This is a genomic window from Micromonospora sp. CA-240977, from assembly GCF_050942285.1.
GTDB lineage: Bacteria > Actinomycetota > Actinomycetes > Mycobacteriales > Micromonosporaceae > Micromonospora.
Window position 1 is genome coordinate 456,962 of sequence record NZ_CP192055.1, and the last position, 17,516, is coordinate 474,477.

General features: G+C 70.6%; 19 protein-coding genes. 11 read left to right on the forward strand and 8 right to left on the reverse strand.

Annotated elements, in window-relative coordinates:
• Nucleotides 1-173: 173 nt before the first annotated feature.
• Nucleotides 174-497, forward strand: a complete 324-nt coding sequence (locus ACQPWW_RS02220) for a hypothetical protein (RefSeq protein ID WP_433128600.1) — start codon at nt 174-176, stop codon at nt 495-497.
• 29 nt (nt 498-526) lie between these two features.
• Nucleotides 527-685, forward strand: a complete 159-nt coding sequence (locus tag ACQPWW_RS02225; RefSeq protein ID WP_355027345.1) for a hypothetical protein — start codon at nt 527-529, stop codon at nt 683-685.
• Nucleotides 686-1,045: 360 nt separating this feature from the next.
• Here the strand turns inward: ACQPWW_RS02225 and ACQPWW_RS02230 are convergent, their stop codons facing one another.
• The 4 genes from ACQPWW_RS02230 to ACQPWW_RS02245 all read right to left on the reverse strand — a co-directional run bounded on the left by ACQPWW_RS02230 (nt 1,046) and on the right by ACQPWW_RS02245 (nt 4,530).
• Entirely contained in the window at nt 1,046-1,591 is a 546-nt protein-coding gene (locus ACQPWW_RS02230; RefSeq protein ID WP_433128603.1) for an N-acetyltransferase family protein, read from the reverse strand.
• A 91-nt stretch (nt 1,592-1,682) separates the two neighbouring features.
• Nucleotides 1,683-2,423, reverse strand: coding sequence for an LPXTG cell wall anchor domain-containing protein (locus ACQPWW_RS02235; RefSeq protein ID WP_433128605.1), 741 nt, complete (start codon nt 2,421-2,423; stop codon nt 1,683-1,685).
• Nucleotides 2,424-2,693: 270 nt separating this feature from the next.
• Nucleotides 2,694-3,605, reverse strand: coding sequence for an aminopeptidase (locus ACQPWW_RS02240; RefSeq protein ID WP_433128607.1), 912 nt, complete (start codon nt 3,603-3,605; stop codon nt 2,694-2,696).
• Nucleotides 3,606-3,756: 151 nt separating this feature from the next.
• Nucleotides 3,757-4,530, reverse strand: coding sequence for an AraC family transcriptional regulator (locus ACQPWW_RS02245; RefSeq protein WP_433128609.1), 774 nt, complete (start codon nt 4,528-4,530; stop codon nt 3,757-3,759).
• Nucleotides 4,531-4,607: 77 nt separating this feature from the next.
• Between ACQPWW_RS02245 and ACQPWW_RS02250 the strand changes: the two genes are divergently transcribed.
• Both ACQPWW_RS02250 and rarD read left to right on the forward strand, forming a co-directional pair.
• Entirely contained in the window at nt 4,608-5,789 is a 1,182-nt protein-coding gene (locus ACQPWW_RS02250) for an MFS transporter (protein WP_433128611.1), read from the forward strand.
• A gap of 20 nt (nt 5,790-5,809) precedes the next feature.
• Nucleotides 5,810-6,718 (forward strand): EamA family transporter RarD, encoded by a 909-nt coding sequence (rarD, locus tag ACQPWW_RS02255; protein WP_433128613.1) that lies wholly within the window; start codon nt 5,810-5,812, stop codon nt 6,716-6,718.
• 16 nt (nt 6,719-6,734) lie between these two features.
• On the opposite strand, the gene ACQPWW_RS02260 is transcribed toward rarD, so the two are convergent.
• A complete protein-coding gene (locus ACQPWW_RS02260; RefSeq protein ID WP_355027340.1) occupies nt 6,735-7,130 on the reverse strand; it encodes a helix-turn-helix domain-containing protein in 396 nt (131 codons plus the stop codon).
• Nucleotides 7,131-7,409: 279 nt separating this feature from the next.
• On the opposite strand from ACQPWW_RS02260, the gene ACQPWW_RS02265 reads away from it, so the two are divergent.
• Nucleotides 7,410-8,252, forward strand: coding sequence for an SGNH/GDSL hydrolase family protein (locus ACQPWW_RS02265; protein ID WP_433128616.1), 843 nt, complete (start codon nt 7,410-7,412; stop codon nt 8,250-8,252).
• A 635-nt stretch (nt 8,253-8,887) separates the two neighbouring features.
• Complete coding sequence (locus ACQPWW_RS02270) at nt 8,888-9,214, forward strand: hypothetical protein (RefSeq protein WP_433128618.1); 327 nt, start codon at nt 8,888-8,890, stop codon at nt 9,212-9,214.
• Nucleotides 9,215-9,299: 85 nt separating this feature from the next.
• Here ACQPWW_RS02270 and ACQPWW_RS02275 read toward each other — a convergent pair whose 3' ends face one another.
• Nucleotides 9,300-9,917: a pyridoxamine 5'-phosphate oxidase family protein gene (locus tag ACQPWW_RS02275; protein ID WP_433128620.1), complete on the reverse strand. Its 618-nt coding sequence runs from the start codon at nt 9,915-9,917 to the stop codon at nt 9,300-9,302.
• 167 nt (nt 9,918-10,084) lie between these two features.
• On the opposite strand from ACQPWW_RS02275, the gene ACQPWW_RS02280 reads away from it, so the two are divergent.
• The 3 genes from ACQPWW_RS02280 to ACQPWW_RS02290 are packed head-to-tail and all read left to right on the forward strand — an operon-like array spanning nt 10,085 to nt 12,249.
• Nucleotides 10,085-10,588 carry a DUF2231 domain-containing protein gene (locus ACQPWW_RS02280; RefSeq protein WP_433128622.1) on the forward strand — a complete coding sequence of 168 codons (504 nt, stop codon included), beginning with the start codon at nt 10,085-10,087 and terminating at the stop codon, nt 10,586-10,588.
• The gene (locus ACQPWW_RS02285; protein ID WP_433128624.1) at nt 10,588-11,139 is read left to right on the forward strand and encodes an Hsp20/alpha crystallin family protein; all 552 of its coding nucleotides are present in this window, start codon (nt 10,588-10,590) and stop codon (nt 11,137-11,139) included. The genes ACQPWW_RS02280 and ACQPWW_RS02285 overlap by 1 nt, the downstream gene beginning before the upstream one ends.
• A gap of 6 nt (nt 11,140-11,145) precedes the next feature.
• The gene (locus ACQPWW_RS02290) at nt 11,146-12,249 is read left to right on the forward strand and encodes a glycosyltransferase family 9 protein (protein ID WP_433128626.1); all 1,104 of its coding nucleotides are present in this window, start codon (nt 11,146-11,148) and stop codon (nt 12,247-12,249) included.
• 6 nt (nt 12,250-12,255) lie between these two features.
• On the opposite strand, the gene ACQPWW_RS02295 is transcribed toward ACQPWW_RS02290, so the two are convergent.
• Together ACQPWW_RS02295 and rfaE2 are read right to left on the reverse strand one after the other, a co-directional pair.
• Nucleotides 12,256-13,134, reverse strand: a complete 879-nt coding sequence (locus tag ACQPWW_RS02295; protein WP_433128628.1) for a glycosyltransferase family 2 protein — start codon at nt 13,132-13,134, stop codon at nt 12,256-12,258.
• A complete protein-coding gene (rfaE2, locus tag ACQPWW_RS02300; RefSeq protein WP_433128630.1) occupies nt 13,131-14,951 on the reverse strand; it encodes a D-glycero-beta-D-manno-heptose 1-phosphate adenylyltransferase in 1,821 nt (606 codons plus the stop codon). Before rfaE2 ends, ACQPWW_RS02295 begins: the two co-directional genes overlap by 4 nt.
• Before the next feature lie 154 nt (nt 14,952-15,105).
• Here rfaE2 and ACQPWW_RS02305 point away from each other — a divergent pair, with 154 nt between their 5' ends.
• Both ACQPWW_RS02305 and ACQPWW_RS02310 read left to right on the forward strand, forming a co-directional pair.
• Nucleotides 15,106-15,645 carry a type 1 glutamine amidotransferase domain-containing protein gene (locus tag ACQPWW_RS02305; protein WP_433128632.1) on the forward strand — a complete coding sequence of 180 codons (540 nt, stop codon included), beginning with the start codon at nt 15,106-15,108 and terminating at the stop codon, nt 15,643-15,645.
• A 90-nt stretch (nt 15,646-15,735) separates the two neighbouring features.
• Complete coding sequence (locus tag ACQPWW_RS02310) at nt 15,736-17,412, forward strand: MDR family MFS transporter (protein ID WP_433128635.1); 1,677 nt, start codon at nt 15,736-15,738, stop codon at nt 17,410-17,412.
• Nucleotides 17,413-17,516: the final 104 nt, after the last annotated feature.

Consider the following 17,516-nt stretch of genomic DNA (forward strand, 5'->3'; position numbering starts at 1 on the left):
GAAGGGATGTCGATGTGGCGCAACCCGATCAACCGAATTACCCGCCGGCGGCCCCGTTGCGAGGCCTCCGCCGGCCGGACCTGGGAAGCCGGCGACCGCCGAGCCGCCCAGCAGCGACTGCTCGACCTGGCACGGCAGCAGCGGGCCGAGCATCCCTACGACGGGCCAACACCGTGAGTTTCGAGAGGCCGACCACCGCGCGGGCGGCCAGCGAGGCCCGGTACCAGCAGGCTGTCCGCGAACTCACCGCCCTGGAGGCGCGCCTGGCCGACGAGCACGTACCGCGCCGGCCGGAGTGGGACTGCCGCAGCTGCGGGCCCGACACGTCCTGGCCGTGCTCGCCGGCGCAGGTGCGCCTGGTCGAGCAGTACCGGCGCGACCGCATCGGCCTCTCGATGCACGTCGGCGCGCTCTACTTCGTCGCCAGCGCGGAGTGCCTGGACGAAGACCCCAGCCACCTGTACGAGCGGATCGTGGGATGGATCCGGGAGCCGTAGCGCCGAGGGCATTGAGGTGCCTCGGCTGTATGGACACCATCCTCGCCACCGTCGAGCACAAGTGCGGGGGCGACCAAATCCCCACCGAGGAACTGGGCTGGTACTGCACGTGTGACCAACCCGAGTGCCGCCGCCGGCAACAAGGAATGTGGGCGCCCGGCACCAAGCCGGGCGGCAACCGCAAGTAGACGGCCCCGGGAACGGCGATGCAAGCGCCGCCCCAGGGCCTTGATCAGACACTGAAGGTCTGACCCATGCACCATCCTCAGCGAACACGCTGCACCGTCAAGACCCTCGCGGTCATCGTCGCCCTGGCCGGGTGCTCGCGCCTGCGAGGGCGAGGGCACCAAGAGCGACCGGCCGGCCGACGACCGCGCCGTCGACCCGAAGTTGGTGGTGCGCAGCGCCCGCCGTTTGGGGCGGTGAGCACCAAGTCGTCCTGGCGTTCCCGGCGACGTGCGCGGCCAGCTCGTCAACGAGGAACCGCGGAATCCGTCCACAAGCGGGCCGCGCCGGCCCGGCCCCGCTGACACGGTGATCGGAACAGGTCACAGCGGCGCGAGGATCATAAGAATCTCGTCTCGGTCATCGCCCGCGCCAAACCGCAGCGCCCCGGGCCACCGGCCGATTTCCTTCCAGCCGAGCCGGGCGTAGAAGTCTTCCAGGCCGGCCCCACCTCGCGCGCAGAGGCGCAGCTGTTCCAGCCTCATCTCGTCACGGCCGATCTGCCGAACCCGATGCATCATCGCTGCGCCGATCCCGCGACCTCGGTAGTCGGGATGTGTTTGGACGCGGTTGACGGTGCCCCAGTGAGCCACTAGCGGATCCACGTGACGGGACAGGTTCAGCCAACCCGCCAGTGCCCCGTCGACCACCGCCAGCAGGAGCCTGCTGCGCTGCGGGCCCAGGTCGGCGACGAGGCGCTCGGCCACGGGAGTGACCTGTTCCGGTCCGACGGGCGGGAACGCGAAACCCACCGCACCGCCCGTGTTCGCCACCGTGATCCAGCACTCGACCAGCTCGCGTGTCTGGCGGGCACTGATCTCGGACGGGTGGGAGATCTGCCTGAACTCGACAAGGCCATTGCGGAGCATGACGGGAAGTATCGCGCGACGCCGGCGGATGCATCCACCGGCGCTGATCGCGCCCGGCCCGACGAGTGTCGGGCCGGGCGCGTCGAGTTAGCTATGCCACGAAGCGGGCGCGGCGTCGGCGTCCGATCACGTAGCCCGCGCCGCCGAGGAGCAGCAGCACGGCACCAAGGCCGGCCACGGTCGCGGTGTTGGCACCGGTCAGCGGCAGCCCACCGCCGTCGCCACCGGCAGCGACCGGACTGGTGGAGGACGTCGGGGTCGGTGCAACGGTCGTCGTCGTGCTGGTCGTCGCGCTCGGTGTTGCGATCGGCGTGGCACTGGACGTGGCGCTCGGCGTCGGCGTGGGCTGGACCGCACAGTCAGTCGAACGTGCGGCGTACAGGCCGTGGTTCAGGTAGGCCAGGTAGGCGTCGACGGACTCGGTGTCGAGCGCCTTCTGCGCGGCCTCTTTCACGTAGGCGCCAGCGCCCGTCATCGTCTGGTTCACCGAGATCCGCAAAGCCACTGACCAGGCCGTGTAAACGTCCGACTTGAGGAAGGCCCGCAGCTCCTCCGAGGTGCCATTCAGCGGCTCCTGGAGAGCGTCCTTCAGATGGGGCAACTTGTCTTTGCCAGCCGCCTCCAGGATCTGATAGGCCAGCACCCGCACCTGGGCAACGGTGGCGGTGTCCAGATCGATGGTGACAAGCTCGCGGATATCCTTGTACACCTTGCGCTCGACGCCCTGGCAGGCCGCGTTCAGCCAGGGCGATGGTGACTGAGCGGCCGCCGGTGCCGCCGGAATCAGAAGCGCCAGCGCTATGAGGGCGCCGGCCGGGAACTTCAATCGCATGTTGGTTTTCCTCCCCGTGGTAGATCAGAACATGGAGATATTACCGACGGCGAACGGGAGAGCAAGAAGGGGTGGATGTCCCGGACTGCGCAATGGACAGGACCCTGGGCGGCCACCCGCCAAAATGCAGACCAAGCGATTACACCGCGCATTCGTGGGCTGACCCGACCGGGCCGATCGGCGATAAGTTCGTCGCATACCGGCGTTTTTTGCGCGGTAGCAGAAGGGCGTTTCCAAACCTTAACGATCAACAGTGTTGATCGAGGAGTACTACGCCGAAGAGGCATCGTCACCGTCGGCGGTATGCGGGCCTTCGTCGCCCATCAGCGGGGAGCCCATCCGGTCTGTGGCCTCGCGGGAGCTGCGCAACGCGCCGGTGGCAGCCAGCCCCGCCCCGGCGAGCGCGATCGTCGTCTCCACGGCCGTCGACACCTGAAGGGAGTCGTCCGCCGACGAGCTCAGCATCATCCCCAGTTGCAGGAAGGCGTTCCGGTCAGGATTGGCCATCTCCCACCAGCCTGACCACATTCCGGCGAGATCCGAGTATTCGTTTGCCGCTCCGAGGGACAGCAGAAACAACCCCACAGGTAGCAGCCAACGCCGGTCGGCCCGCCACCCGGACAGCGCGAGTGCCCCCATGGTCACGAGAGCGGCAAGCAGCGCCGGCCACACCGTCCCGAGCAACTTCGCCAGCGGATAGTCGACGAACTCCCGGGCGGAGTCCAACCCGAACCAGGCGAACAGCAGCAGCGCGAGGACCGCGGTTGCCGCACCCCGCCGCCGGCCGCGGGACGGTAGTGCCAACACGCCGGCCGCGAGACAGACAACACCGAGCGCCAGACCCAACGCGGCGAGCCGGTCCCGGTCGATCGACTCCCGCCACGGCACCAGGATGGACGTGCCCGCTGTCGCTGGCCCGTATGCCACCGAGCCCACTTCGACGACCTGCTCCTGATACCAGAACAGTCTCGTCGCCGCCACCACGGCGAGGAGTCCGATACCGGCGGCGACGGCCCACCGCACGCGGCGCGTACCGCGCTCCAGCAGGACGTGGCCGAGCAGTGCGAGCAGCATGACCAGGCTGAACTGCAACGACGCGGCGGGCATGGCGAGCAGCGCCGTCGCGGCGGCGAGCAGGCCGGCCGCGACGGATGCGACGAGCAGGCCGATCGGGAGACGCATGGCGGAGATCGTGACATGTGAGTCGGCATCGCGGAGCCCCAGTGGAGCGGAGTGAGATGGGCACCGAGGTGTCGGGCAGCGAGTGGCCAGGTGGCCGCACGGCGACCTGGGTCCCGCCCGCTCACGGAGCGGGCCCCGGGACGACCGGGCGTCAGTTCGCGGTCGGCGAGGAATCGTGGCCCCGCCGGCTTCGGCAGTACTCGCCCGGCGTGATCCCGAAGTAGGCGCGAAACGCCTGGATGAACGCACTGGGACCGCTGTATCCGCTGGCTGCGGCGGTCGTGGTCACCGACTCGCCCTCGACGATCAACGTGAGCGAGTGATGCAGCCGCAGTTGGGTCCGCCAGTGCGGGAACGACATTCCGGTCTGCTCTCGAAACAGTCGGCTGAGGGTACGCGCGCCGGCGCCGACGGCCATGCCCAACTCCCCGAGGGTGCGGCGGTCGGTGGGGTCTTCGAGCAGGATCTCGGCGAGATCCCGCAGCCGGGGATCGTCCGGGTACGGCAGGCGCAGGCGCAACGTGACAGTCCGTCGTAGCTGGTCGAGAGCTACCCGTTCGAGGTTGACCCGTTCGTCGTCGGTCAACTCCTCGTCGTCGGTGAGTTTGACGATCACCTCGCGCAGCAGCGGTGAGACGGCCAGGGCGGTCGGCTGATCCACGCCCAGCGGGTTCAGCGGCCGGTCGAACATGATCGCGCGCATGTCGGTGGGCCCGTACGCCCGGTGCGAATGGGCGACATCGGCCGGAATCCACATCGCCCGGTCCGGGGGAACGGTCCACAGCCCGGTCGGTGTCGACACCCCCAGCACGCCGTTGCGGGGGCAGATCAGTTGATGGCGCGCGTGGGTGTGCCAGTCGATCCGGTCGCGGTCGGCCAGGGGCACCCGGGCGGGGCCGTCGACATCTTGGCTGCTTGGCGACATAAGTCGGCACGATATCGATAGCCCGCACCTGGGGCGACCCGGCATTCTTCCTGCGATCCCCGACGAGAGAGTTGATCGTGACGGAGACAGGCAGCCGAGTGAACCCGGCCAAGGTGCTGGCGCCGGACGAGCAACCGTCGGCGTGGCGGCGAATGCGACTGTGGAGCGCCGCCCACGCGGTCGACGACCTCTACCAGGGTCTGGTGCCGGCGTGTGTTCCGTACTTCGTGCTGGATCGCCACTACAGCTATGTGGCCGCCGGCGGTCTCACGCTCGCCGCGACGCTGGGCAGCTCCATTCCTCAGCCGTTCATCGGCGTCGCCGTCGACCGTTACCGGCTCGACTGGCTCGCCGGGGTGGGCGTGACACTTGCCGGAATCGGGCTCGGCCTCTCCGGTCTCGTGCACAGCTACGTGGCGGTCTGGCTGCTGCTCTGTGCCTCGGGGCTCGGCGTGGCGATGTTCCATCCGGCCGCCGGAAAGTCGGCCCGGGTGGCGGCGGGTGAGAGCGCCACAGCGATGAGCATCTTCGCCGCCGGCGGCAGTGTCGGGTTCTTTCTGGCGCCGGTACTGGCCACTCCCGCACTCATCGCGATGGGCGTCGGAGCGACAGCGCTCTTCATCCCGCCGGCCGTACTCATGGGTTTCCTGCTGTACCGGAACCGGCTGTCGCGGCCGGCCGCCCGCGACGTTTCGGACAACGGCCGGGACCGGTGGGTTCCTTTCCTGGTGTTGACCTGCATCGAGACCGTCAGATCGGTGGCGTTCTTCGGCGCGATCACCTTCATCGAGTTGTTCTGGATACGCCATCTGGGCGCGGGCAGGAGCCTCGCCGGGGCCGCGCTGGCCTGCTTCCTGGTCGGCGGGGTTCTCGGAACGCTGCTGGGCGGCCGGATCGCGGACCGGGTCGGGATGGTCCGCACCGTGCAGTTCGGCGCGATGGTCGCCGTACCCGCGCTTGTCGGCCTGCGGTTCACGCCCGGGGAGTACCCGCCGCTCGTCCTCGCGGTGCTCGCCGGCATCGCCCTGAACATCCCGTTCGCGGTGCTGGTCAAGCTGGGCCAGGACTACCTGCCGACGAGGCCCGGCACCGCGGCCGGTGTGACGCTCGGGCTCGCCGTGAGCATCGGCGGCCTCATCGCGCCGGTCCTGGGCGTGGCGGCGGAAACCTGGGGTCCCGAGGGCGTGTTCACCATCATCTGTCTGATCCCCCTGGTGGCGCTGGTCCTCGGGGTGTTCCTCACCGAGCCGGGGAAGTAGTGCGCCACGCCCGTGCCGGCGTGCTCGCCGGAACCGCAGCGTACGTCGTCTGGGGTCTGCTGACCCTCTACTGGCCGCTGCTCGAGCCGGCGCCGGCGCTGGAGATCCTCGCCCACCGCATCGTCTGGTCGCTGGTCTTCGTCGCGGTCGTGTTGGCGATCCAGCGCGATCTCAGCTGGGTACGGGCGATCCGGCGGCAGCCACGGATGTTGGCGCTGCTGGCCGGCGCCGGCTGTTTCGTGGGTGCGAACTGGGGCCTCTACATCTGGGCGGTCAACAACGGACGGGTGATCGAGGCGGCCCTCGGCTACTACATCAACCCGCTCCTCACCGCGCTCCTCGGCCTGGCCGTTCTGCGGGAGCGGATGGCGATCGTGCAGTGGGTCGGCGTGGCCCTGGCCGCGGCGGGCGTGGTGTGGCTGGGGATCGACGCCGGACGGCCGCCGTGGGTGGCGCTCGGCCTCGCCGCCACGTTCGGAATCTACGGGTTGTTCCGCAAGTGGGCGGCAATGCCGAGTTGGCGGGCGCTGGCGGTGGAGACCGCCACGCTGGCTGTTCCCGCCGCCGGGTATCTCGTCTTCCTGTCGGCGACCGGCCAGAGCCACGCCGGGGGCGGTCCGGTCCGGTCTGTGTTGTTCGTCAGCACCGGCCTGGTCACCGCGCTGCCGCTTGTGCTGTTCGGCTTCGCGGCGGTCCGGACGCCCCTCACGGTCCTCGGGATGCTCCAGTTCCTGCTGCCGACGACGCAGTTCGTCATCGGCTACTTCGGGCTGCACGAGTCGATCAGCGCCGTTGGCCTGGGCGGCTACTGCCTGGTCTGGGCCGGTGCGGTGTTCTTCCTGGCCTCCTACGCCTGGCGGCGGACCGGCGCCGAGGACCGCCGCGCGTCGGACCCCGCTGACGGAGGGGCACGTGCGCGCCGGTCGTGACCCGGCCGCGCCGGGGCTACCTTCGGCGGGCCAGGTGTTGCAGCGTCGCCCGGATGACGGTCTTCTCCTCAGCGGAGACGTTGGGGTCCATCAGGATGCGCGCGACCGCCCGCAGGTCGGGGTCGGTGCTCGGGTCGGGTGTGGGTGACGGCGGCGCGCCGTCCCAGCCCAGGATCTGCGAGGCCACCGAACGCGGGATGCCGAGGCCGTCGCAGAACTGCTGGACCTGGGTGCGCTGCGGGTTGGCTATCTCGGCTCGGCGCCACCGGTAGATGGTCGACCGACCGATGCCGGTCCGTTGCTCGACGTCCTCGATGGACATGGCACGTTCCCGTACGGCCTCGTCGAGGGCGCGTTTGATGAACCGCGCGAACGCGATGACTCGGGGATCTTGGCTGGCACTCGCTGACACAGGGTAATCGTAAGTGCCGCGTGTGGGACTCCGTTGCCGGGCCCGACTGTAGTGCCGGGTTCGGCTCCGGCTAGCAGTCGATGGTGTGCCCCGCCCTGCTGCCACTACGGAGAGCAGCGCCCTCGCCAGGGGGCGAACACCATGGGCTGAAAGTACATCCCGTTGCCATGCTTGGCACTGAGTGGCGGAGGCGGTACCGTCAGTGCCATGAATGGCAATAACAGTGCCAGGGTTGGTCCGTGGCGAGCAGGCCGCCGTGTCGGCGGCGGGGGAGAGCCGATGAAACGACGTCCCGTGCTGGTGGGTGCCATCGCCTTCGTCCTCGTGGCGGTCGGCCTGTCCGTCCCTTCGGGGACACCCGTCGCCGCCCAGACCGCGGCCGCTGCCTGCCCCGCGCCGACGCGACCCACAGTGAAGATTCTGACCGTTGGCGATTCGATCACCGGGGGCGCGACGATGACCGAGTCGGTGACCGCCGGCTACCGCGCGGAGTTGGGGTGGCTGCTCGACCAGTTCTGCGTACCGCACGAGTTTGTCGTCGCAGCGGCCGGAGGGGTGACCTGCAACTACTGGTCGTCGCGGATGGCGGACCTGGTCACCACGCACCGACCCGACCTGATCCTGCTGAACTGCGGGACCAACAACAACCTGTCGAACGCCACCTCGGCGCAGATCGCCGCCTTCGAGAGCACCTACCGGGCGCTCTTCGACACGGCGCTGGATCTGGACCCGGACGTCATCATGTATCCGTCCTGGGTGCAGTACAGCTCCGGGCACGGCACCGATGGCTGCACGACCCCACCGGGTCCGAGCCCGGCCTGGCTGCCGGCGAGCGAAGCCAAGGTCAATGACGCGATCTATCGCAGCATCCTGGTGATCGACGAGTACGGCGACCGTGTGCCGACCTGGATCGACTACCAGTCCATTCCGGAGGGCTACCTGGACCAGTGCGGCGTGCATCCCACGCCGGGCGGCTACACGGTGATGGGTCGGCTGGCCTACAACACCATCGCCCCCCGACTGGGCACCCCGCAGGCCCCGCTGCCGTGCGGGTTGGTGGGCCGGCGGCCGGGCTACCCGGTCGGTCAGTGGATTCCCTGCGCCAGGATGAACCTCAACTGACGGGTGGATCCGGTCCCCGTGGTGACCCGACGCGTGCCACCGGGCAGCGACAAACCTCTGCCGGCTCTGCCCATCCTGGGTGGGGCCGGCTTCGTCGTTCGCGGGTGAGCGCAACCAGCCCGCCGGGGAAAGCGTGTGTTCGCAGTGGGCTCGCCTCAGCTCGACGGGTGCGAGATCATGTCCATCTGCCGATCTTTCCTCCGGCCCATCCCGGCAGGTCAGCGCGGCAGCCCGGCACCGCACGTGGATCGGGACGACGCCTACCGGGGGGAGGCTGCGTGTGGCTCGAACAGGGCATCGCCCTCTCCGGTGTGGCCCCAGCCCGCGCGGTGCGCCGTTGTTCCGTTACCCGGGTGCCGGGAGTGGGCGGCACGGTGACCCCGCCACCCACCCGCCGAGCGTCCTGGTCGCTGCGTTCGTTCCGTCCCCCGCGCAGCGTCTCTGTCGACTGCTGCCCCGCTCCGATGCCCCGTAGCTGGCAGGACCGGACCTGGGCCTCCGCCCGGCCTGACGTGGCTCACCCGCCGCTGGACGGGTGGCGTGACCGCTGCCAGTCGCCCGGTGTGCGCCCGGCTGGAGGTGACCCGACCTCAGATCCCCTCGTACCGCCGCCCCAGCGCAGATCGGAGCCCCTCGTGGATACTCGCACTCAGTCAAAGGCCGCGAATGTCGTCCTCGCCGTCGCCGGACTCTGCTGGCTGGCCACCGTGCTGGTCGCCGCGATCGACTGGGACGGCGCGGTGTCCGGCCGAGCCTTCGCCGTTGGCGCCATCGCCGCCGCCGTTTCGGTCGCCGCCGTCATCGTCAACAGCCGGCAGTTGGCCGGGAGCATCAAGGTCGTTGTCGTATCGGTGGCCCGTGCGCCGCACCAGGCGTACTGGCGCGGCTACCAGGATCGCGGCACCGACATGCGGCCCGGTGGCGACGACGACGCTCCCGACCTGATGGGCATCCGCTCCTGACCCCACCGCAGGACGAGCACAGGGGACCGTCGTCCCCTGTGCTTCGCGCACCTGCACGACGACCGCTTCGGTTCGTGGTCCGCGATCAGACGTAGATCTTCTTGGCGTACTCCGGGCCGTAGTACCGCTCCAGGTCGTCGAGGCTCTCCGGCACCGCCTCGACCTCCTTGATCAGGCGGGCGCGCGACGGCAGCAGGTCGGGCTGCCAGGTCTCCGGCTGCCACAGCGCGGAGCGGAGGAACGCCTTCGCGCAGTGGTAGAAGATCTGCTCGATCTCCACCACCACGGCGAGCACCGGTCGGTGCCCCTTGACCGTCATGTCGTCAAACCAGGGAGCGTCGCTCACCAGGCGGGCCCGCCCGTTGATCCGCAGCGTGTCGGTGCGGCCCGGGATCAGGAAGAGCAACCCGACGTGCGGATTGTCCAGGATGTTGCGGTAACCGTCGGCCCGCTTGTTGCCCGGCCGCTCGGGCAGCGCGATGGTCGTGTCGTCCAGCACGAGGGCGAAGCCGGCCGGGTCACCCTTTGGTGAGACGTCGCAGCTACCGTCCGCGCCGGCCGTGGCCAGCAGACAGAACGGCGACGCGCCGAGCCACTCGCGGTCCCGCTCGTGCAGGCGGCGGCGTTCCTTGTTGGCGGCCCGGGCGGTCGGCACCCCGAGCAGGTCGCGAAGCTCCTCGTGCGAAGTGATCTCCACCGTCACGTGATCCTCCCTCAGGCGTTGACCCGTTGGCGGGCACCGCCGTTTGTCAGCCTAGGCCGTCGTGACCAGGGTGAGGTTTGTGCCCGGTTGCCGGGGGTAGGGCCTCATCCGACACGCCCGCCGCACGAGAACCGTTCCGCAGGACGCCGAACAGTGGAGGCCGGGAGATGGAGAGCCGACTCAAGGTGCTGGGTCACCCAGTCCATCCGATGCTCGTCATGTTCCCGGTAGCGCTGCTGGCCACGGCGGTGCTGTTCGACGTGATCGATACCGTCGGTGGCCCCGACCTCCTCGGCGAGGTGGCGTACTGGAACATCACCGTCGGCCTGATCGGCGGTCTCCTCGCGGCGGCGGCCGGCTCGTTCGACCTGCTGGCCATCCCGACCGGCACCCGGGCCAAGCGGGTGGGTCTGCTGCACGCCGCCGCCAACATCGCGGTGGTCCTGCTCTTCGCCGCCGTGTGGGCCGTCCGGCTCAACGCCGACTCCCGGGCCGCGGGCGGTGCCCTGGTCGCCATCGAGGTGGTCGCCGTGGGGATCCTCGGCATCAGCGCCTGGCTGGGCGGCGAGCTTGTCGACCGGCTCGGTGTGGGCGTCGACCGGGACGCCGGCCTGGACGCGCCCAGCTCACTACGGCCGTCCACGGCCACGCAGCGGATCGGAGAGGTGTGATGAGCGAGCAGCAGTCCGGCGGATTCGGTAGGGGCTGGCGCGGCGGCCGGCAGCAGGGCTGGGACCCGATGGGGGAGTTGCAGTCGCTGCGCGCCGAGCTGAGCCGCCTGGTCGGTGGCCGGGCCGGTGCGTCCGACGTCGAGCTGACCGAGACCGCCGACGGCTGGGAGGTCGTCGTCCGACTGCCCGGGGTGGCACCGGAGGAGGTGGCGGTCGAGCTTGACGACCTCGAACTGTGCGTACGGGCCCGCTCCGAGGCGGAGGTCAACGCCGACCAGGGCATCCCGGGCGGCTTCGAGACGCGGGGCTTCGAATACCGCGTCAACCTGCCGTCGCGGGTCGACCCGGACGCCATCGACGCGGTCATGGATCATGGCCTGCTCCGGGTCCGGTTGCCCCGGGCGACCCGGCCCGCGCCGCGCACCATCACCGTCGGCCGCACCGGGCCGCGCTCCGGCGACCTCCTCACCGGTACGCCGATGCCCGCCGACCCCGCCGCGGACCGGGAGATGCACCGCCCGGACACCGCCGGCGAGGTCGACCGGACGTAGCGGGGCGTGACCACTCCGTCCGTGCTCGGCCCGACCGGCGGGCGGGTCGACGACGTGCGGCGCATCGCCGTGCTGCGCGCCAACGCCCTTGGCGACTTCATCTTCGTCCTGCCGGCGTTGGACGCGTTGCGGGCCGCGTACCCCGCGGCGGAGATCGTGCTGCTCGGAGCGCCGTGGCACGCGAAGCTCTGGCGCGACCGGCCCGGCCCGGTGGACCGGGTGCTTGTGGTGCCGCCCGCGCCCGGCATCCGTGCTCCCGAACCGGGGGAGCCGGAGTCGTCGATCGACGACTTCCTGGCCGCCGCGACCGGGGTCGACCTCGCGGTGCAGATCCACGGCGGCGGCGCCAACTCCAACCCGCTGATCAGTCGCCTCGGTGCCCGGGTGACAGTCGGCCTGCGCGCCGACGACGCGCCGCCGCTGGACCGGTGGCTCCGCTACGTCTACTACCAGCACGAGGTGATCCGCTACCTGGAGGTGGTGGGGCTGGTGGGAGCGCCGGCGACCACCATCACGCCGACGCTGGCGGTGACCGACGCCGATCGGGCCGAGGCCGCCCAGGTGCTCGGCCCGGCGGATCGGCAGCGGGTGGCGCTGCACCCGGGAGCCAGCGACACCCGCCGCCGCTGGCCCGCCGAACGGTTCGCCGAGGTGGCCCGTGAGCTGCACGACGACGGGTACGAGGTGCTGGTCACCGGCACGCCCGCCGAGCAGGAGCTGGTGGACCGGGTGGTCGCGGCGGCGGGGGCGCCGGTCCGACCGCAGGTGGGCACACTCAGCCTCGGCGGGCTGGCGGCCTGTTACGCCGACTGCGCGTTGGTGATCTCCAACGACACCGGTCCGCTGCATCTCGCCGCGGCCGTGGGTGCTCCGACGGTGGGCATCTTCTGGGTCGGCAACCTGATCAACACGGCCAACCCGTTGCGGGTCCGGCACCGGCCGATCTGCTCGTGGACCGTGCACTGTCCGGTGTGCGGAGTGGACTGCACACCGGGCATCTACCCGCACCGGCCGGGCGACGGGGAGTGTCCACACCAGGATTCGTTCGTCACCGACGTACCGGTCGCCGAGGTGCGGGAAGCGGCCCGGGAGCTGCTCACCCCGCGGTGAGCGGCGTCAGGCCGGCTGGGGGGTGTCCTCGTCGGCCAGGACGACCTCCCACGCCTCCACGTCCCGGTCGGTGACGGTGGTGGGCGACTCCAGGTGGTACGCGCCGCTGGGCAGGACGCCCGCACCGCCGTCGCGGGCCAGCACCGCGAGCTGCGCGGCCACGTCCTCCCCCTGGTGCTTCTCCTGCACCCGACGCCAGAAGTCGAAGCCGCCGGCGTCGACGAGCTTGGCCCGGTCGTAGAGCACGCACCCGCCGATCCAGGACACCTTGTACGCCCGCCACGCGCCCGCCGGCAGCGCCAACTGCTCGGTGATGTGCAGCAGGTTGGCCGCCGAGTGGATCCGGGCGCGGTGCCACTCCGGGGTCTGCGGGCGGATCCGCTCCGGCGTCGGGGTGCCGATCCACTCCTCGTACAGTCCGTGCGAATCCGGCCGCATGTCGTCGACGTACGAGAGCCCGTGTACGCCGTTGCCGACGAAGCCGCAGCCCAGCTCGCCGATCGCCGTCACCAGCCGGTGCAGCGTCCCCGGCTCCAGCCAGACGTCGTCGTCGAGGTTGAGGACGTACCGGGCGGACGAGGCGGCCAGCAGGTACGCCCGGTGTTCGGCCAACCCTCGGCGGGGCAACCGGCGGGTCAGCAGCACCGGGTGACCCCGGTGACGCAGCGCCCGGACCATTGTCGCCGCGGCGGGGTGCGCGTACGCCGGATCCCCGTCCGACTGGTCGCTGACCACCACCCCGAACCCGGGCACCCCGTCCTGAGCGGCGAGTCCGCCCAGGGTGACCGCCAGCTCGGCGGGCCGGTTCCTCGTCGGAATCAACACGTCGACAAGCCGGTCGGCGCGGAACTCCGCCGGGGTGCCGAGGTCGAGGGGGCGGTTCACGACGCCCGGGTGCGGGAGCTGAGCGACGGGTCGGGTTCCCGCTCGTTCGTGGCTGGTGACGGGTCCTGGCTGTGTGACCGGATCCGCTCGATGATCGCCGAGGTGGACCGGTCCGGCACGTACCCCAGGGTGTGCACCTGGCCACCCAGCCGGCGCACCAGCGGCGCCTCCGGCACCAGCTCCGGCGGGTAGTCCCCGCCCTTGACGTAGATGTCCGGCCGCACCGCCTCGATCAGCGCGGCGGGTGAGTCCTCCTCGAAGACCACCACGTGGTCCACACAGGCGAGCGCGGCGAGCAGGGCGCCCCGGTCCTCGACCGGGTTGACCGGCCGGTCCGGGCCCTTCAGCCGGCGTACGCTGCCGTCCGAGTTGACCGCCACGATCAGCAGGTCACCCAGGGCGCGGGCCTGCTCCAGGTAGCGCACGTGCCCCCGGTGCAGCACGTCGAAGCAGCCGTTGGTGAAGACCACCGACCGTCCCGCCTCGCGGTACTCGGCGACGATCGCGTCCAGCTCGTCGCCGCCGACCAGCGCGGGATGGGTAATGGTCTCGGTCGGCTGGTCGAGCGCGGTGAGCAGATCCTCCCGCCGGCACACGCAGGTGCCGGTGTCGGAGACGGTGATGGTGGCCGCCAACTGGGCGAGTTGGGCGGCGGTGGGCAGCGGGGCGTCGGCGGCCAGGGCCAACGTCATCGCCGCCAGGTACGCGTCGCCGGCGCCCACGGCGTGGCTCGCCGGGACCGGGGTGCTGTGACTGCGCCGCGGCTCCCCGTCGGCGCCACCCACCACCGCCCCTTCGGTGTCCAGGGTCACCGCGACCACGTCGGCGCCGGTGTGCGCGCGCAGCTCCGCGAGGCGGGACTCCGCCAGGACGGCCCGGTCCACGCCCTCCCCGGCCCGGGTGTTCACCGTGACGCCGGTGCCGGTGACGCTGAGCCCGTCGCCGGTGAGGGCCACCCGGTCCTCGCCCGGAACGGGCTCACCGACCGGTCCCGGGCGGTCGACTGTGGCGTCGTCGGCGCGTACGCCGCCCGGGGCCGCGCCCACTGTCAGCTCGGACGGGCCGTCGGCCGGGTCACCGTGCGGGTGCTCCAGGTGCAGTTCGTTGCCGGCGGTCGGTCGGGTCGGGCCGCCGGCTCGGGCCAGCAGCCGGGTCGCCTCGGCGAAGCTGGGCGTGACCACCGTCGGCGCGAGGCCCCGCCAGTCGGCCAGGTCGTGGGCGTCCAACGCGACTGTGGCGTACCGCTCGCGTTGTTCGACCAGCCACGCGCGGACCGGCGCGGGCAGCGCCCCCAGGCCGTAGTCGCAGACCACCAGTGTCGGCGCCTCCCCACCGGCGGCGGCGCGCAGCTCCTCGGTGGCGCAGCTCAGGGCGGTGAGCAGCCGGGTCACGCCCTCCGGGTCGAGCGCGTCGTCCGGGTCGCCGGAGTCCTCGCGGAGCAGGATCTGGTTGCCGGCGAGCATCCGCCGCTTCACCGGGGTGGGCCGTCCGGGCTGGTTGACGGTGCGGTCCCAGACGCCCGCGCGGTCCAGGCAGTCGTGCAACTCGTCGCCGGCCACGTCGGCGCCGACCGGTGCCACAAGCACCGCCCGGCCGCCCAGGGCGGCGACGTTGACCGCGGTGTTCGCGGCCCCACCGGCGGCCGAGATCCGTCGGCGCAGGGTGAGGACCGGTGCGGGCGCCTCCCGGCAGAGCCGGTCGGAGTCGGCGAACCGCCACTCGTCCAACATGGCGTCACCGACGATCAGGACTGGGCGTTCGAGCCAGCTCTCCACGACGGTGGCGAGCCGGCGCTGTTCCGCTGCTGCTCCTGCCATGCCTCCCGGGGTCCCCAGCGCCCCCCGGGCCAAACCTGACCCGCGCCTGGCCTGCGGCTTTGTCGCCAGCGTGCCGTTCCTGCCCGGCTGGGTCGTTTCGGGCCCTCGGAGGCGGGAAGGAGTGGGAAGAACCCCGGAAAGGAGATGTACCGAGATGGCAGCGCAACTACAGGGCAAGCGGATCGCCTTCCTGGCCGCCGACGGTGTCGAGGAGGTCGAGTACGTCCAGCCGCGGGAGGCGGTCGAGAACGCCGGCGCGACAGTCGAGTTGGTCTCGCTCAAGCCCGGGTCCATCCAGTCCTTCAACCACCTGGACCAGTCGAAGACGTACGACGTGGATGTGACAGCGGACAAGGCGGACGCTGACCGCTACGACGCGCTCGTGCTCCCCGGCGGCGTCGCGAACCCGGACTTCCTGCGGAGCGACCCGGACGCGGTGCAGTTCGTGAAGGCGTTCTTCGACGCGGGCAAGCCGGTCGGGGTGATCTGTCACGGTCCGTGGACCCTTGTCGAGGCGGACGTGGTGCGCGGCCGACGGATCACGTCGTGGCCCAGCCTGCGTACCGACCTGACAAACGCCGGGGCCACCTGGGTCGACGAGGAGTGCGTCACCGACGGCAACCTGACAAGCAGCCGCAAACCCGACGACCTCCCCGCCTTCTGCGAGAAGATCACCCAGACCTTCGCCGGCTGACCTCACCCACCCAACCCACCCCACCCCTCAGGTGGGGTGGGTTTTTCGCGGTCGGGCGCATGAACTGCGGCGTCCGGGATAGAAGGCCACATGACCACCGAAGCCTCCGCCGCGCCGGTGCTGAATCGTCAGCAGATCCGGCTGCTCATGTTCGGCCTGATGACCGGCATGCTGTTGGCCGCACTCGACCAGACCATCGTCGGTACGGCCCTGCCGACAATCGTCGGGGAATTGGGCGGGATCAACCACTACTCGTGGGTGGTCACCGCGTACCTGCTCGCCTCGACGGCGTCGACGCCGCTGTACGGCAAGATGGCCGACCTGTACGGGCGTCGTCCGGTCTTCCTCTTCTCGATCGGCACGTTCCTGGTCGGGTCGCTGCTGGCCGGGCTGTCGCAGAACATGACCCAGTTGATCGTCACCCGGGGCATCCAGGGACTGGGCGCCGGTGGTCTGCTGACGCTCGCGTTCACCATCATCTCGGACGTGGTGTCCCCCCGGGAGCGCGGGCGCTACCAGGGTCTCTTCGGCGCGGTCTTCGGGATCTCGTCGGTGGCCGGGCCGCTTGTCGGTGGGTACTTCGCGGAGACCGACTGGCGGTGGATCTTCTACATCAACGTGCCGTTGGCGATCCTGGCCATCGTGGTCTGCTACCACGTGATGCGGTTGATCCCGTTCGAACGCCGGGACCATTCGATCGACTGGCTCGGTGCCGGGCTGCTGGTCGCCGGGGTGAGTTCGCTGCTGCTCGCGCTGAGCTGGGGTGGCAACGAGTACGCGTGGGGGTCGGGTGTGATCATCACGCTCTTCGTCGTCGGCGCGGTGCTGGGGGTGCTCTTCGTCCTCCAGGAGGCCCGGGTGGCGGAGCCGATCCTGCCGCTGCGGCTGTTCCGGAGCGCCACCTTCGCCCTGGCCAACTCGGCACTGCTCATCATCGGCCTGGTGATGTTCGGTTCGATCATCTTCATCCCGCTGTACCTGCAGATCGTCAAGGGCGCCTCGCCGACCCGCAGTGGTCTGCTGATGCTGCCGATGATGGCCGGCATCATCGTCACCTCGATCCTGACCGGTCGCGCGATGACCCGGATCGGCAGGTACAAGTGGTTCCCGGTGGCCGGTTCGGTGACCCTGCTGATCGGCATGTTCCTGTTCACCCGGCTGGAGGTGAGCACCTCCCTCTGGGCGGCGTTCGGGTTCATGGTGGTGATCGGCATCGGTCTGGGTCTGTGTATGCAGTCGCTGATCCTGGCGGTGCAGAACGCGGTCTCGATCCGCGACCTGGGTGCGGGCACGTCCTCGGCGACCTTCTTCCGGTCGCTCGGTGGTTCGTTCGGAGTGGCGATCCTCGGCACTGTGCTCTCGTCCCGGCTGGCCAGCGGGCTCGGCGACCGGCTGCCCGGGGCGATCGCGCAGCTTCCGCCGCAGGAACAGGCGGCGGTGGCGGCGAGCGGCGGCACCAACATCTCGATCAACGATCCGGCCACCATCCTGGCCCTGCCGGGGCCGGTACGCGCGGCCATCCAGGGCGCCTTCGTCGACGCGCTGGACATGGTCTTCCTGACCGCCGGCCTGATCGCCATCGTCGCGGTGGTGGTCACCCTGACGCTGCCCAACACGCAGCTGCGGGGTGCCGGCCCGCAGGGTGCCACCGGCGGCGCCGACCCGCTCGGCGGTGAGGCCCCGGCCCCGGGCGGCAAGCCGTTGACCCGCGAGTCCAAGGACGAGGCAGCCGCCGACATGGAGGCCAAGTCCCAGACGATGATCTGAGCGCGTCGCCGGGTGGAACGACGCGCCAGACGGCGTGATCGACTCGGGGTCCGTGAAGTCGGGGTGTCCGGGCGTCGGGGATGCCCCGACTTCCATGAATCAGA